Origin of the sequence: Aeribacillus sp. FSL W8-0870 (assembly GCF_037963755.1) — a bacterium.
GTDB lineage: Bacteria > Bacillota > Bacilli > Bacillales > Aeribacillaceae > Aeribacillus > Aeribacillus composti.
The window spans coordinates 349712-364362 of record NZ_CP150165.1 but is presented as its reverse complement, the minus strand read 5'-3'; the positions used below and the strand labels follow the sequence as shown (position 1 = coordinate 364362).

Here is a 14651-nt window from a genome sequence, read left to right as displayed (position 1 = left end):
GAGAATTTTATGAATAAAGTAAAGGTTGGAATTTTAGGGTCCGGCAACATCGGAACAGATTTAATGTACAAAATCCGTCGATCAGATGTGTTGGAGCTTACAACGGTCATCGGAATTGACCCCTCATCGGACGGATTAAAAAAAGCAAAAGATTTCGGATATTACACGATTGATACCGGCATTAAAGGTTTTTTAGAAAATCCCGATCTAGCGGATATTCTATTTGATGCCACCTCCGCAAAAGCTCATATACGCCATGCAAAATTGCTGAAGCAAGCAGGGAAAAAAGTTCTTGACTTAACACCTGCTGCCGTCGGTCCGTCTGTCATACCTCCTGTAAATATTGATAAACATTTGGATGCCGACAACATTAATTTAATTACATGCGGAGGCCAAGCGACGATTCCGATCGTTCATGCCATCAACAAAGTTCAGCCTGTCAAATATGCAGAAATTGTGGCAACGATTTCAAGCAAAAGCGCCGGTCCCGGAACTAGAGCAAATATTGACGAGTTTACCGAAACGACAGCGCGCGGAATCGAGGAAATCGGCGGCGCTAAAAAAGGGAAGGCTATCATTATTTTAAACCCTGCTGAACCGCCGATTATGATGAGAGATACGATATATTGCCTTGTAGAAAATGATTTTGTCGATCAAAAAAAGATTACTCAATCCGTCAAAGATATGGTGGAAGTAGTCCAATCTTATGTACCGGGCTATCGCTTAAGACAAGAACCTCTCTTTGACGGAAATAAAATAACAGTTTTTATCGAAGTGGAAGGCGCTGGAGACTATTTGCCGACTTATTCAGGCAATTTGGATATCATGACAGCCGCAGCAGTGAAAGTGGCGGAGGAATGGGCGAAAAATATTACTTCTAAAGTGAATGTTTAAGGAAGGAGTGAATATCGTGGGAGAACGTAACATACTGATTACTGAAGTCGCTTTAAGAGACGGCAGCCACGCGATTCGACATCAATATACTGTGGATCAAGTCGTAGCCGTCGCAAAAGGGTTGGATGATGCCAATGTACCTTATATTGAAGTTTCGCACGGAGACGGTTTAGGTGGCTCATCTCTGCAATACGGACTTTCTTTAACAAATGAAATGGAATTGATCGAAGCCGCTGTATCTACTGTCACGAATGCCAAAATTGCTGTTTTGCTTTTGCCGGGAATCGGGACAATGAAAGAATTAAAACAAGCTGCACAGCTGGGGGTAAAAATGGCGAGAATCGCCACTCATGTAACAGAAGCGGATATTTCAGCACAGCATATTGCTTTCGCAAAAGAATTAGGATTGGAAACTGTCGGTTTTTTGATGATGGCCCATATGGTTCCAACAGAAAAACTGGTTGAGCAAGCAAAGCTTATGGAGAGCTATGGAGCTGATGTTGTATACGTTGTCGATTCAGCTGGCGCTTTTCTACCGCATGAAGTAAAAGAAAGGATTCAAGCTTTAAAAAACAGCTTGTCAATTGAAATCGGATTCCATGGCCATAACAATCTTTCCCTAGCAATGGCCAATACATTAGCAGCCATTGAAGAAGGAGCGACGCGGATTGACGGAAGCATCCGCTGCTTAGGCGCCGGTGCAGGCAACACTCAAACGGAAGTATTAATCGCGGTGCTCAACCGTTTAGGAATCAACACCGGAATCGATTTATACAAAATTATGGACGTAGCCGAAAACATAGTAGCCCCCATTTTGGAAAAGCCGCAAGAAATTACAAAAGATGGACTAATACTCGGATATGCTGGAGTATATTCAAGCTTCCTGTTGCATGCACAAGCTGCCAGCAAAAAATTCGGAATTGATTCGCGCGACATATTAGTTGAGCTTGGCAAAAGAAAGGTTGTTGGCGGTCAAGAGGATATGATTATTGATGTAGCTGCTGAAATTTCAAAACAAAAACAAACGGCACATACTTAAGGAGGATGCAGCAAATGGCTGGCGCAGATATAAAAAAAATTGCTGACTACTTAGTAACAGCGGAAAAGGAAAAACGTGAAGCAAAAAAGGTAACGGCCTCATTAAAACCGGATTTGTCCGTCGAAGAAGCCTACGCCATTCAACAAGAGATTGTCAATATGAAAATAAATGAAGGTCACCGTATCATCGGTCCAAAAATGGGTTTGACAAGTTTTGCTAAGATGAAGCAAATGAAGGTCAATGAGCCTATTTACGGCTATGTATTCGATTATATGGTGATCAATAACGGCGGAGCATTGCCTTTTCATGACTTAATCCACCCAAAAGTGGAGGCGGAAATCGCTTTTGTATTAAAAGAAGATATTGAAGGACCTGGTGTCAATGGTGCACAGGTGCTTGCGAAAACAGAATACGTGATGCCGGCTCTTGAGATCATCGACAGCCGATATGAAAATTTTGATTTTACGCTTCCTGATGTAATCGCTGACAATGCGTCAACATCCCGGGTTGTATTCGGAACGTCTTTTAAAAAGCCGGAAGGATTAGAACTTGATTTAGTTGGATCGACTCTTTCCATAAACGGCGAAATAAAAGAGTTAGGAGCCGGAGCCGCTGTGCTTGGCCATCCTGCCCATTCCGTCGCTCTGCTTGCCAATATGTTATCACGAAAAGGACAAAAGCTGCGTGCAGGTGATGTCATTCTAACAGGAGGAATCACGAGCGCCGTCTTGATAAACAAAGGCGACTATGTCACAGGAAAAATTGACGGATTGGGCGAAGTAAGCTTCCATGTTGTTTAAATAGCGAAAGAAAAAAATTTCTTACCTGATAGGAGGGATGACATGCCTTTTGTTACTATTCAAATCATGGAGGGCAGGCCGCCAGAGAAAATAAAGGAGTTAATTCAAAATGTAACAAATACTGTATCGGAAACGCTCGATTCACCAAAAGAAAACATCCGCGTTTTAGTGACAGAGGTGCCAAAAACCCATTGGGGAATTGCGGGCAAACCCGCATCTGAAGTAAGAAAATAATTTTAAAGGAGGAGAAGTAGCTATGACGATTGAGCTGGCTTTGTTAGCGCCTCATGTGCCAAGCATGTGCCATTTTGACCAAGTCCCCGACTTTCAAAAGAATATGGCCATTGAGATGCAAAAGATGTCAAAGACAATTTATGATTTAAAACCGGATGCCATCGTTCTTGTTTCCTGCCATTGGCCGTCGACTTTTTTCCATTATGTTGATTGCACTCCTGTCCATAAGGGCATTTTAACCGCTTTTGAATGTCCTGATTTAATTCGTGATGTTCCATATGAATATCCCGGAGATAAACAGCTTGGTGATGAACTAGTAAAAATCGGTCAAGATGCTGGACTGCAAGTTGTAGGAATAGAAGACCCTTACTATGTTTGGGATTACGGAACGGTTGTGCCTCTTAGATACCTTGTGCCGAATGAAGACATACCTGTTGTGAATTTGTCCGTGACGTTGGCTGCCAATTTAGATGAAACGTATAAATGGGGACAGCTGATTGCAAAAGTATTAAAAGAAAGCGAAAAGAAAATTGTATTTGTTTCAAGCGGCGCACTTTCCCACAATTTAGTCCGCGGCAGACACAATAAACCGACCGCTTCAGAACATGCACTAGATAAACAATTCATTAGTTATATATTAAACAAAGAATATGATGCAGCCTATCAAATGCTTCCTCAATACGCCCGTCTGGCAAAGGTAGAATCAGGCGGAAGACATCTCGCCATGCTATTAAGCATGCTTGAAGACGATGACCAACCGAAATATTGGGCAGACGGCCAATCTTCCGGCAGCTGGAACGCACTGATCACATTTGAGAAAGTAAGTCAGCCGGCAGCCCCAAAAGTTAAGAACTAAAAATTATCAATTGTTTCATATATAAGAAAAACGATATCGTTTTATAAAAAATGATCAAATAATATGTTTATTGATGCAAAAATATTTAAAACTTTCTGATTTGTAAGCGTTTACTGTTTATAGGGGGGGAAGATGTTGAAACACACTGCAAAAAAATATTCGTTCTTTTTCATTTTTGTTCTTTTGGCCATGCTAATATTTTCCGGATGTTCATCCAATTCCGCCGGTGGGTCTGACGAATCTAAAGGACCCGGCGAGTCTGGAGGGAAATCAATTGAATTCAAGATGGGGCATATGAACTCACCTGACCACGTACAGGATAAAGATTCTATGAGACCTTTCAGTGAGGAAGTTGCAAAATTAACCAATAATCGAGTGAAATTCAAAATTTATCCAGGCGGAGCATTAGGCGGACCTAAAGAAACATACGATAATATTGTCACAGGTATTATGGACGCAGGATGGGGCTTACAAGGGTATAATGCAGGTAAATTCCCTGTCCATTCAGTATTGCAATTGCCGTTCCTTCCAGACGGAAAAAGTGGTGCAGAATTAAGTGTTGTTGCGCAAAAGTTATATGATGAGTTTCCAGAAATTCAAAAAGAATATTCTGATGTAAAGCTGTTATGGGTACATGCTGCTGATCCATATGCGATCATCACAAAAGGAAAAGCGGTCCGCAGTTTTGAAGACGTAAAAGGTTTGAAGCTGAGAACGCCTTCTGTAGAAGCTGGCGAAATGATCAAATCTTGGGGAGCTACACCTGTCTCACTGCCTGCACCTGAAATTTACGATGCAATGCAAAAAGGAGTTATTGATGGCGGTGTACTTCCTGTTGCAGCAATTAAAGATTTCAACTTATTTGATGTAGTTGATTACGTCACTATTGGAAATTTCAATACGAGCATTTATTACGTTGCCATGAACAAGAACAGCTGGAATAAAATTTCGCCGGAAGACCAAAAACTCATTGAGAAAGAGCTGCTTGGTATTCCAATGGCTGAAAAATCAGGTAAAGCCTTCGATAACCAAAGAGCTCTTGCAGAAAAAGAAGCAAAAGAGAAAGGTACCGAATTTATTACTCTGCCAGACAGCGAATTGGAAAAGTTTAAAAAAGCATCTGAAGTTGTCACAAAAAAATGGCTTTCAGATGTAAAAGATAAAGGAATTGACAGTCAAAAGATTTATGATCGGGCTGTAGAACTAATTAAAGGAAATTAATTTTACTTGAAATACCTGTGTACGAATAGAATGACAGACTTTCAATTGAGCAAAACACGTGCACAGGTATTATATTTATCCAATTAATTATTATGGGGGAAAAATGAATGAACGCAGAAGAAAAAGGCAATCTTGTCACAGTCGACTCTGAAATTTCACATGAACAACCTATGTCTGTAAAAAGCGACTGGGTTGAAAAGTTAGATCGACTGATTTACAAGTTGAATAATATCTTACACTCCATTTCCAGCATTTTGTTGTTTTTTCTCATGATTTTAACAACAGTCGATGTAATTGGAAGATATTTTTTCAACAAACCGATTACCGGAACTTATGAAATTACTGGCTTGTCTCTGGCAATCATTATTTTCTTCAGCTTAGGTATGACGCAATTGAAAAAAGAACATATCGAAATCGACTTTCTGACAAACAAAATGCCAGCAACACTACAACATGTGCTTTATGCCATTAGCTCGTTGATTTTATTTATTCTTATTGCTTTAACAACTTGGCAATTATTTCAATACGGGAACAGAATTTTATTAGGTAATGAAACAAGCGGCGATCTCGGATTACCTTTATACATTTTTGTATTTACTACTGCTATCGGATCATTTTGTTTTATGCTGACATTTTTGCTTGACCTTTTGAAATCTCTCATCAAGGTGGTGAAATCATGAGCCCAGAAATGACAGGATTAATTGGAATTATCGTGTTAATAATACTGATCTTATTGCGCGTGTCAGTAGGTTTATCGTTATTTCTCGTCGGGTTTATAGGAATATGTATATTGTCAGGTTGGGAGGTTGGACTCTCTCAGCTTGGGACATCAGCTTTTGGTCAAGTAAATAATTATAGTTTAAGTGTCATTCCGCTGTTTATTTTAATGGGAATGTTCATGTCTAATACAGGACTTGGAAAAGACCTTTTTAATGCCGTCGATAAATGGCTTGGGCATTTTCGCGGCGGATTAGCTATAGCAACCATCGGTGCCAGTTCCATTTTTGCAGCAATATCAGGATCGAGCAATGCAACAACCGCTACATTAGCGAAAATTGCCATTCCAGAAATGAAACGTTATCAGTATAAAACAACCTTCTCGACCGCAGCGGTTGCAGCTGGCGGAACATTAGGGATTCTTATTCCACCAAGCGTTATATTAATATTGTACGGCGCCCTTACATCTGAACCAATCGGCCCATTACTAATTGGAGGGCTTGTACCTGGGATCCTCTTGACATTGTTGTTTATGCTCATGATTAACATTCAAGTGAGACTAAATCCTTCTATCGCACCAAGAAAAGAACAGAAAGCAAACCTAAGCGAAAAACTCCGCTCTTTAAAAAGCATTTGGCCATTTTTATTAGTTTTCATATTGAGTATTGGCGGAATATATTTTGGCGTGTTTACCCCTAGCGAAGCTGGTGGAATCGGCGCTATGGGAGCCTTCGCAATCACTTTGCTTTCAAAAAAACTAAGCTGGGCCGCTTTAAAATCATCATTAGACGAAACCCTTCGATTAACAGCTATGCTTTTCTTAATATTAATTGGCGCATCGTTGTTTGGAAAATTTCTAGCACTCAGCCAAATTCCAATGACTTTAACATCTTTAGTAGGTTCGTTAGATGTATCACCTTATTTAATCATGTCCTTAATCTTAATTGTCTATTTCTTCTTAGGTATGTTTTTAGAAGGAATAGCCATTATGGTATTAACTTTACCTATCGTTTATCCAATTGTAACCCAATTGGGCTTTGATGGGCTCTGGTTTGGCATTATTATGGTAATGGTCTTAAATATTGGCGTTTTGACACCTCCTTTAGGATTAAGCGTTTACATCATTAGTGGAATTGTGAAAGATGTACCAATCGAAAAAATTTTTAAAGGAGTTACACCCGCTATCATTACTATGATCATTTTCACTATTATACTTGTAATATTTCCTGAAATCGCAACGTTTTTGCCTAGTTTCATCAAATAAAAAGATCCTTAATTCTCCTAAAATCGCATCATACTAAAATTTTGTGAGGCTGTCCAGAAAGTCAAATCCCTATTGAAAACAAAAAATCATAAACATCGATATATCAACGTTTCTAAAATATAAAAACATACTAAGATTAGTAGCACAGACCACGGCCATGGTCTGTGCTACTATTTTTTTATAGTAGAAGTGGAGAATAGGTCGTGACAGCCCCAGAACCTTGAGTTCGTAGTGAAAAACTGGCCTACTTCACTGCCCTTATAAGAATCGGTTTCAGTATGTTGGATCCTTGAGATCGTGTATAAGAAAAGGGAATCGATAAGGTGAAGTGAAGACTTCTACATAAAAATCAGGAGGAATGTATATGAAAAGCGTCATTGCTTTTGATGTCAGTATGGGAAAAAGTTATATGGTGATTTATAACGCTGCACGTTCTTGTATTTTTGAGGGGGAAATTTTGCATAATCGCCCCCATTTTGAACTGCTAAATAAACGAATCATCGATTTAGTACAAAAAGATGGACAAGTTCTGGTATTGTCGGAACCAGCATGTGGGATCGGATTGATGCAGCTATGGTTAAATATATGGGCTTGCAAAAAGGTGAAGCATTTAAAAAATTTGCAGAAGGCATTGCGTTAGGCTGTACACAAGAGCCTGAAGACGTAGCAAATTTCGTTTCTTATTTGGCTTCTTCGGATTCTGATTATATGACAGGTCAATCTGTTATAATTGATGGCGGTATTGTATTTAATTAAGATTAATAGTCTCTTTTATTAACCAACAGCGGCAATCGTACTTTTTGTACTAACATGCAAGAAGGATGATGGGAGCAAAAAATTTTGGACTCAACAGTAACATTTTGATTCTCGTTATCCGGTTTCAGTCAGTTTAACCGACCTTGTTTTAAATGACCTTATTTTTTTGTCAAGATAAGTGTAATCGATCCAGGTGGACAAGGACATCATGATGTGTACGTTTGAGGGGGTATCTTACCCTTTGCCGACCTTAAATAATCGCTCTACGAGGCGTACAGCCGCCTCTTACTTTTTTATAGTTGATTGATGATGACAGACGGCATGGCGTCACGCAGCTGTATGAAAAAAAGAAGGAGGATACGCGCTTCCTTCTTTTTGTTTTTTTCCTTACCTAACCTGTCCGGCCCCATCCAGACCCCGCACAACGTAGCCGCGCCTATCCCCGCCAGACCCCATCCGCCAATGCCATCTGCCAAAATACTAAACGAACTTGCTAACCAGTCATCTTTTTGATTCAACGTATAATAGACATCTTCCATCAGTGGCTCGAATCGGTTATAAATGATTCAATGCTTTAATAATAGTCTGGGTGTGGATTTTAAGGGATTTATTTCCCCTCACTAAGCTGAACCATCGTAATGTTCATATTCATACCTTGACCAGAGCCAAATTAAAAAATATACGTTCGTTCAATCACTTCCTGAATGGAGAGACGAAACATTTTCTGCTAAAGTGGCCAACACCCTCCCTGGTGCGACCACCTCACCCGGTTTTACATGAAGTGTTTCAATCCATCCACTGCAATCGGCCGTAATCTCAACGACATCGCTCTCTGTTTTTATTAAACAGACACTTTCCCCTTCATAGATATAGGAGAACTTACTACTCTGTACACTTACAATGATTCCATGACATGGGCTTATCATCTCATAACGTACTCTCACCCGTTACACCCCTTTTATTGTTTGGTTACGGACATTATGCTTGCTATTCACAACCGCATAGAGTTAAGGCTCACACAAAATGTGGAGTAGCTCAATGTGCTCATTCCACTCGGCCAAGAGCGCCAGTTCCGGATTCCGGTAAGTTCGCTGCCAATTGGATAAGTGCAATTGCCATGCCTTTTTAACCGGTTCCTTCGCAAAATTTTCGGAATCCTAATAATAGAACAAAGACATCTCAACAAGTTCTGCGAAATCGAGCGCAGATCGACTTTGTCTTTACTATTTATAATTTTTAATTTAAACTATTAATAAATAAAAGAATTTTACATAAGTGAAAGAGCTCCTGTCATTAGCGCTAAACCTGTGATAACTAATGATGTCAAAATAGCCCATTTGTAAGTAAATCGCTGAAATTCTCCAATATCTGTACCAACCATGCCTACTAATAAAATGGTTGAAGCCACAAGTGGGCTCATAAAATGTACAGGTTGTCCTAATATAGAAGCTCGAGCAATTTCTACAGGATCAATTCCATAAGAAGTAGCCGCCTTAGCAAGGATAGGAAGGACCCCGAAATAATACGCATCGTTCGATAATACAAACGTAAATGGCATACTCGTAATAGCTACAATTGTAGGGAAAAATGGACCTAAAGATTCCGGAATAATTGCAACTAAAGTTTTAGCAATTGCATCAACCATTTTGGTACCAGATAAAATTCCAGAGAAGACGCCAGCTGCAAAAACCAATACAACTACTGTTAAAGCATTTCCTGCATGTGCAAATATACGTTCCTTTTGCTCTTCTAGGTTGGGATAGTTAATTGTCAAGGCTATTACGAAACCAACCAGAAATAAAACAGGCGATGGCAACAATTCCATTACGAGAATGATCATAATGGATACAACTAAGAAGAAATTTACCCACAATAGTTTTGGACGCTTTATATCCATTTGTTCTTGTGCCGAAGTTAATTCCGCATTTACTAACGAATATTGTATATCTACAACTCCTATTCTTTTACGTTCTTTTTTTCCTAAAATAAAAGCTGTGAAAATTACCCATAAAGCACCCCCAACCATTGTTGGAAGAAGGGGGACAAAGAATTCTGTTCCATCAAGTCCCAAAACAGCAATTGCCCGTGTAGCTGGTCCTCCCCAAGGGGTCATGCTACTCATAATACTTAATGACAGCATAGAAACGGTTGCTAATACTAGTGGATTCATACCAATTCTTTTATAAAGAGGCAGCATAGCTGAAACAGTGATCATATAAGTAGTAGTTCCATCGCCATCCAGAGCTACAATCAACGAGAGGATTGATGTTCCTATAGCGATTTTTACAGGGTCTCCTTTAACAATTTTCAATATTCTCTTAATAAGTGGATCAAATAAACCTGCATCTATCAAAATACCAAAAAATAAAATTGCAAATAGCAATAAAGCAGCTGAAGATGCCACCAGCTTAATTCCTTCTAACATCATTGATCCAACATCTTTACCAAAACCACCGATTACTGCAAATATAATTGGTATAAGTGTCAATGCTGCGATTGGTGACATACGTTTTGACATAATTAAAAACGTGAAGACTAAAATCATTGTAATACCTAAAATAAGTAACATAACAATTGCCCCCCTTCTTTTAGTAACGCTTTCAAAATGCGATAAAAAGTTTTTGGGTATTTAATTCTTAAAAGAAGTTGCATTCAAAAACACAGTGAATTTATACCTTAGTTAAGAAACACACACATTTTCGTGTGCGTTTCTTAACTTTTTTGTAAAACAGATACTGGAATATAAGCGTAACCTTCCATCAACCTTCTTGCTGTCCTTCCGATAGCAGCTCTGGAGACAATCCAATTGTCTCCCTCCCTCTCAACTGTTGTTTCAACATATAAAACTCCTGAAGGGTGTCCGATCCTAATACCAGATCCCACTGAAGAAACGAGCTGATTTGGGATGGTCCCTGGAATTTTTGATGCAGCAGAAAGAGCAATTGCTCCACTAACAGCATAAGCTCTATGCAATGATCCCATTGAAATATAACGCGCAACAATATCGATTTCTTCTTTTTTTATAAACTTATGGTCATTTGTCATATACTCACTTGGCGCAGATACCATGGCAATCTTCGGGAGTGCATGAGTAGTTTGATTAATGTTCTCTCTATCTTCTTCCTTGATGAGCCCAATCATGATACCAGATTCTATTCGAATTTCTTCTAATACATGTAAAAGCTCTCTATTTGCATTAATCTCATTATTAAGTTCAATACCTTGAAGCCCAAAATCTTGCGCCTTCACCATAACCACTACGTTGACACAATCAACAATACTTACTTCAAATTTACGTCCATCCATTAACCGTACAGTGTCTATTGGGTTACTTGTCGGTAATGTTTTTCCTGTAAAAGTTCCCCAGGAATCTAAAAAGTTTATCATAATTCTAGATGACGAACCTGGAACTCCATCAATTACAAAATCACCATTATATTGTATTTGTCCGTTTTTAACCGGTATTTCCGCAACAATTATTTTTTTCGTATTTGTATTGTATATATTGACGTATGTTACAGGATCCTTTAAAGGAACATAACCTTCTTCTGCTGCATAAAGGGCGACAGCTGTCACGAAATTACCGCAAGTAACGTTATAATCGATGAACTTTTTTTCAAGGCTAACCTGGCCAAATGTATAATCAATATGGGCCTTAGGATGTGATGGAGGACCTACAATTGCAAGTTTGCTGGATAAAGATGTCCCGCCTCCGAGTCCATCAATCTGATTGGGGTCAGGACTACCATAAATTCTTAAAATTACTTCATCTCGCAAAATTTGATTTGAAGGGAGATCCACCCTTCTTAATATCAATCCTTTGCTAGTTCCACCTCTCATAATAACAGTTGGAATTTTATAGTTCTGACCATAATCATACATTTGAACTTCCTCCATTTTGTTTCTGATACCGCCTGATAAATAAAAGTTAGCACGTTTTTTGCGATAAGAAAAATACATTTATTTAATTTAAATCAATAAAAAAAATTGATTCCTAAGGATCATTGCCTATAAAATAGTATGCAAGAATCGTTTGTGGGGGTAGGTGTATATGGAAGAAAAAGATTGGGTTTTATTACAAACTCTTTATGATCAACAAAATATAACGAAAACAGCTGAAATCTTATATGTATCGCAGCCATCATTAAGTTATCGGATACAACAATTAGAGAAGGAGTTTGGAATTACAATTTTACACAGAGGAAGAAGAGGTGTAGAATTTACCTCACAAGGCGAGTATCTGGTAAAATACGCAAAAGATATGTTGCGTCAATTGCAACAAACAAAAGAGTTTTTATTAAGCATGGAAAATAAAATCTCAGGTACTCTAAAGATAGGTACTGCTAGCAGTATGGCGCGTTATAAACTTCCTAATATTCTAAAAAATTTCCATGCTAAATATCCCGATGTAGAATTCAAAGTAACTTCAAGTAGGAGTTCGGAATTAGTAAATTCCGTATATAAGCGGGATGTACATGTTGGCTTTATTAGAGGAGATTATAAATGGCCGGAAGAAAAACATTTAATCATGACGGAAAATATTTGGATCGTATCAAAAAGAGAAATTTCGCTGGATGAACTGCCAAATTTGCCAAGAATCATTTACAAAACAGATTTGTCTTTAGAAAATGTGTTTGATAATTGGTGGAAGGAGAATTTCTCCGAACCGCCGACTATTACAATGGAAGTAGATAACATGGAAACTTGTAAAGAGATGGTATTAAGTGGACTTGGATATGCGATCATTCCTTCCATTGTATTAAGTAACAATGAAGACTTGTATCGTATTCAATTGAGAACTAGACGTGGAGAACCGATAATGAGAAATTCATGGATAATCTATCGCAAAGAATCCTTAAAAATACCTTTAATTAAAGCTTTTATTAATTTTACTAAAAATATGGAACTAATGTGAGGAACATTTGTTATTAAATGAATGGGGGGTCTTCGCTACATCCACCCCTAATAGGTGAAAAAAATGTAGGAAAAGGAGGGGCCTAACGGTGAAAAAAAGTGACGTAGAACTCGATGGTTTTAGAGCGTATCTTCTTGAAAAAGGAAAACGGGAAAAACGGTTGAGGATTAGTACGTCTTATAACCAATTTTCACAAGTGGCTACAATCTGAAGGCAATAATCTGGACAATTTGACCCGAATTCAGTTGATCGTAGTAATAAACTCGTCCAATGACACAACATAATTGATAATTATGTATGTATTGAATCGAAAGATAAGAAGCAAATTCCATTATCTCAAAGATGATCTGATGTCAGAACAAGATACTGGATCCGTATCATGACTGTCCTTCAGATTTTTTATCTTATCTGTCACATTTTCCGGTACGCATATGCTGGTATGTCAACACTAAACTAGACAATTTTTTTGAGGTGTTTCTCTTTGTACTCCACCGGGCTTAAATACCCAAGTGTTCCATGTATTCTAATATGATTAAACCAATGAACATAATCATCTAATTCCAGTTTCAATTGGTCTAAATTTTCGAAATATCTACCCTTAACAAATTCTGTTTTGATAATTTTAAAGGTTGCTTCAGCTACTGTGTTGTCATAGGGGCAGCCCTTCATGCTTAACGACCGATTAATCTGAAAAGTATCTAGAGCTTCATCAATTGTCTTGTTCTTGAATTCATTGCCTCTGTCTGTGTGGAATCATTGAATTTGCCGTAAATCTGCTTTCACGGTCGATAAAGCTTGGTAGACTAGCTGGGCATTTTTGTTTGGGCCTGCACTATGACCAATAATTTCTCGATTATAAAGATCGACAAATAAACAGATGTAATGCCAGCTTTTTTCTACTCTAACGTATGTTAAGTCACTAACCACAACTGTTCATTCTTTTTGTTGATCAAATTCTCGTTTTAACACATTTTCAACTTTTGATTCATTGCATTTATCTACATGAGGTTTAAACTGGGCAACCGTATAATTTGATACTAGCCCGTTTTCTTTCATGATTCTGCCAATTCTTCGTCTTGAGGCAATCATACCAAGCTTCTCTAATTCATGTTTGATTTTACGTGTACCATAGTTTTTTCGGCTTTTCTGGAAAATTTCCAGAATGGCGGCTGTCAGTTTATCTTCTGCATTACTTTTTTCTTTTGCTTCGTAATAATAGGTGCTTCTTGGAAGTTGTAGGACATCGCACATTGCTGATATCGAGTATTTGTGTCTGTTATTCTTGATCACATTTACTTTTGTCCTAGTATCAGCGCGGCTTGCTTTAAAATATCATTCTCCATCAATAAACGCTTGTTTTCTTTTCGAAGCTGGATCAATTCATTTTCTTCTGGAGAACGATTGTCCTTTTCCTTAAATGAACCGGATGTTTGGCTTTGTTTGATCCATTTGTCCAAGGCTGAAGGCGTTAAATCATATTCACGAATAATATCTTTTCTTGGTTTCCCATTTTCATAAAGCTTGACCATTTGAGCCTTGAATTCTACAGTGAATGTTCGTCTGTTTCTCATTTTTAAACTCTCCTTAACTGTGGTAGTGTTGAAGTAGACCACCAAAACAGTGGGTTTGCGACGAAACTTGACATGGAGCCTCTGCGGGCATGCTTTCCCAGCCAGGAAGTCAGATGATGTGTTCATCTGTCTCGCCGACAAGGCTAGCATCCCCGCCACTCCACGTAAAGTTTCTAGTACGGATCCTTTATGTTTAATAAGCAGTATACCCAAATTTGGTGTTTAGTCTACTTGACCTTAATTTTATTGTCCAGTTAAGTGTAGCCGATTCAAAGCTTTGTCAAGGAATCGAAGAGTACATCCTATTTTATAATCATGATCGACCCAAAAACGCTTAAACGGCCTCAGCCCTATGGAATTTAGGGCCGAAGCCGCTTAGATGAT

Annotated in this window: 15 protein-coding genes and 2 pseudogenes; 12 read left to right on the top strand and 5 right to left on the bottom strand. The window is 38.5% G+C overall.

The features are described from left to right. Positions 1–9: 9 nt before the first annotated feature. From NSU02_RS01865 to NSU02_RS01820, 10 genes and pseudogenes are all read left to right on the top strand, one after another. The gene (locus NSU02_RS01865) at positions 10–894 is read left to right on the top strand and encodes an acetaldehyde dehydrogenase (acetylating) (RefSeq protein ID WP_063388382.1); all 885 of its coding nucleotides are present in this window, start codon (positions 10–12) and stop codon (positions 892–894) included. A gap of 13 nt (positions 895–907) precedes the next feature. Beyond that, positions 908–1933 carry a 4-hydroxy-2-oxovalerate aldolase gene (dmpG, locus tag NSU02_RS01860; protein WP_232515727.1) on the top strand — a complete coding sequence of 342 codons (1026 nt, stop codon included), beginning with the start codon at positions 908–910 and terminating at the stop codon, positions 1931–1933. 14 nt (positions 1934–1947) lie between these two features. After that, positions 1948–2733 carry a fumarylacetoacetate hydrolase family protein gene (locus NSU02_RS01855; protein WP_339194002.1) on the top strand — a complete coding sequence of 262 codons (786 nt, stop codon included), beginning with the start codon at positions 1948–1950 and terminating at the stop codon, positions 2731–2733. Between the two features lie 42 nt (positions 2734–2775). After that, positions 2776–2967, top strand: a complete 192-nt coding sequence (locus tag NSU02_RS01850; RefSeq protein ID WP_063388385.1) for a 4-oxalocrotonate tautomerase — start codon at positions 2776–2778, stop codon at positions 2965–2967. Between the two features lie 22 nt (positions 2968–2989). After that, positions 2990–3823 (top strand): extradiol ring-cleavage dioxygenase, encoded by an 834-nt coding sequence (locus tag NSU02_RS01845; RefSeq protein WP_339194000.1) that lies wholly within the window; start codon positions 2990–2992, stop codon positions 3821–3823. 132 nt (positions 3824–3955) lie between these two features. Beyond that, entirely contained in the window at positions 3956–5044 is a 1089-nt protein-coding gene (locus NSU02_RS01840) for a TRAP transporter substrate-binding protein (protein ID WP_339193998.1), read from the top strand. Positions 5045–5151: 107 nt separating this feature from the next. Further along, positions 5152–5724, top strand: a complete 573-nt coding sequence (locus NSU02_RS01835; RefSeq protein WP_339193996.1) for a TRAP transporter small permease — start codon at positions 5152–5154, stop codon at positions 5722–5724. Beyond that, positions 5721–7025 carry a TRAP transporter large permease gene (locus NSU02_RS01830; protein ID WP_339193994.1) on the top strand — a complete coding sequence of 435 codons (1305 nt, stop codon included), beginning with the start codon at positions 5721–5723 and terminating at the stop codon, positions 7023–7025. Before NSU02_RS01835 ends, NSU02_RS01830 begins: the two co-directional genes overlap by 4 nt. Before the next feature lie 364 nt (positions 7026–7389). Next, on the top strand, positions 7390–7665 hold the full coding sequence (locus NSU02_RS01825) for a transposase (protein WP_339193992.1): 276 nt from the start codon (positions 7390–7392) through the stop codon (positions 7663–7665). Continuing rightward, positions 7557–7781 (top strand): annotated as a pseudogene (locus NSU02_RS01820) (SDR family oxidoreductase); the annotation flags it as partial. The gene NSU02_RS01825 and the pseudogene NSU02_RS01820, both read left to right, overlap by 109 nt. Positions 7782–8074: 293 nt before the next feature. Here NSU02_RS01820 and NSU02_RS01815 read toward each other — a convergent pair. The 4 genes from NSU02_RS01815 to NSU02_RS01800 all read right to left on the bottom strand — a co-directional run bounded on the left by NSU02_RS01815 (position 8075) and on the right by NSU02_RS01800 (position 11663). Continuing rightward, positions 8075–8320 (bottom strand): hypothetical protein, encoded by a 246-nt coding sequence (locus NSU02_RS01815; protein ID WP_339193990.1) that lies wholly within the window; start codon positions 8318–8320, stop codon positions 8075–8077. A gap of 150 nt (positions 8321–8470) precedes the next feature. Then, positions 8471–8725: a biotin/lipoyl-containing protein gene (locus NSU02_RS01810; protein WP_339193988.1), complete on the bottom strand. Its 255-nt coding sequence runs from the start codon at positions 8723–8725 to the stop codon at positions 8471–8473. 323 nt (positions 8726–9048) lie between these two features. Next, positions 9049–10350, bottom strand: a complete 1302-nt coding sequence (locus NSU02_RS01805) for a citrate:proton symporter (RefSeq protein WP_339193986.1) — start codon at positions 10348–10350, stop codon at positions 9049–9051. A gap of 143 nt (positions 10351–10493) precedes the next feature. Next, entirely contained in the window at positions 10494–11663 is a 1170-nt protein-coding gene (locus NSU02_RS01800; RefSeq protein ID WP_339193984.1) for a PrpF domain-containing protein, read from the bottom strand. A gap of 169 nt (positions 11664–11832) precedes the next feature. Here NSU02_RS01800 and NSU02_RS01795 point away from each other — a divergent pair, with 169 nt between their 5' ends. Next, positions 11833–12696 carry a LysR family transcriptional regulator gene (locus NSU02_RS01795; protein WP_339193983.1) on the top strand — a complete coding sequence of 288 codons (864 nt, stop codon included), beginning with the start codon at positions 11833–11835 and terminating at the stop codon, positions 12694–12696. Positions 12697–12784: 88 nt separating this feature from the next. Further along, entirely contained in the window at positions 12785–12907 is a 123-nt protein-coding gene (locus NSU02_RS01790; protein ID WP_339193981.1) for a hypothetical protein, read from the top strand. Between the two features lie 242 nt (positions 12908–13149). On the opposite strand, the pseudogene NSU02_RS01785 reads toward NSU02_RS01790, so the two are convergent. After that, positions 13150–14267, bottom strand: a pseudogene (locus tag NSU02_RS01785) (IS3 family transposase). Between the last annotated feature and the right edge of the window lie 384 nt (positions 14268–14651).

Bases quoted from the DNA above. Each gene is read 5' to 3' on its own strand.
- NSU02_RS01815 (WP_339193990.1), bottom strand. From the start codon at position 8,320: ATGGAAGATGTCTATTATACGTTGAATCAAAAAGATGACTGGTTAGCA.
- NSU02_RS01840 (WP_339193998.1), top strand. From the start codon at position 3,956: ATGTTGAAACACACTGCAAAAAAATATTCGTTCTTTTTCATTTTTGTT.
- NSU02_RS01825 (WP_339193992.1), top strand. From the start codon at position 7,390: ATGAAAAGCGTCATTGCTTTTGATGTCAGTATGGGAAAAAGTTATATG.
- NSU02_RS01805 (WP_339193986.1), bottom strand. From the start codon at position 10,350: ATGTTACTTATTTTAGGTATTACAATGATTTTAGTCTTCACGTTTTTA.
- NSU02_RS01835 (WP_339193996.1), top strand. From the start codon at position 5,152: ATGAACGCAGAAGAAAAAGGCAATCTTGTCACAGTCGACTCTGAAATT.
- NSU02_RS01845 (WP_339194000.1), top strand. From the start codon at position 2,990: ATGACGATTGAGCTGGCTTTGTTAGCGCCTCATGTGCCAAGCATGTGC.
- NSU02_RS01830 (WP_339193994.1), top strand. From the start codon at position 5,721: ATGAGCCCAGAAATGACAGGATTAATTGGAATTATCGTGTTAATAATA.
- NSU02_RS01855 (WP_339194002.1), top strand. From the start codon at position 1,948: ATGGCTGGCGCAGATATAAAAAAAATTGCTGACTACTTAGTAACAGCG.
- NSU02_RS01850 (WP_063388385.1), top strand. From the start codon at position 2,776: ATGCCTTTTGTTACTATTCAAATCATGGAGGGCAGGCCGCCAGAGAAA.
- NSU02_RS01800 (WP_339193984.1), bottom strand. From the start codon at position 11,663: ATGTATGATTATGGTCAGAACTATAAAATTCCAACTGTTATTATGAGA.
- NSU02_RS01795 (WP_339193983.1), top strand. From the start codon at position 11,833: ATGGAAGAAAAAGATTGGGTTTTATTACAAACTCTTTATGATCAACAA.
- NSU02_RS01865 (WP_063388382.1), top strand. From the start codon at position 10: ATGAATAAAGTAAAGGTTGGAATTTTAGGGTCCGGCAACATCGGAACA.